The organism is Microbacterium sp. (assembly GCF_031988965.1).
In the GTDB taxonomy this organism is placed as follows: Bacteria; Actinomycetota; Actinomycetes; order Actinomycetales; family Microbacteriaceae; genus Microbacterium.
The window spans coordinates 1-392 of sequence record NZ_DALZXX010000152.1 but is presented as its reverse complement, the minus strand read 5'-3'; the positions used below and the strand labels follow the sequence as shown (position 1 = coordinate 392).

The 392-nt window shown below is 71.7% G+C and carries 1 protein-coding gene; it reads left to right on the top strand.

The annotated features are described in order from the left end of the window. The coding region (locus tag RTM68_RS16075; RefSeq protein ID WP_312172832.1) for a DUF1992 domain-containing protein at window positions 1-392 on the top strand (392 nt) is incomplete at both ends.

Below are 392 nucleotides of genomic sequence, written 5' to 3'. Positions count from 1 at the left end.
GGGCGATGCCGAGGAGGCCGTCGGAGCGGCTTCCGGGTTCGCTGCGGCCGTCGATCAGGCCGCGTTCATCGAGACCGCGATCCAGGTCGCGATCCGCCGGGGCGACTTCGACGATCTGCCGGGTGCGGGCAAGCCCCTGGAAGGACTCGGCACGCATCACGACCCGGACTGGTGGATCCGACGCAAGATCCAGCAGGAGAACCTCACCGGCCTCGGCCCGCCGGCGATCCTGCTGCGCACCGAGGACCGCGAGCTCGACGACCAGCTCGACCTGCTCGGCCGCGAAGCCGACGTGCGCGATGTGCTCCAGGACTTCAACCGACGCGTCATCGAGGCCCGGCGGCAGCTGCAGGGAGGCCCTCCTGGTGGCCGAGGTCGCGCACGCGGCCGGA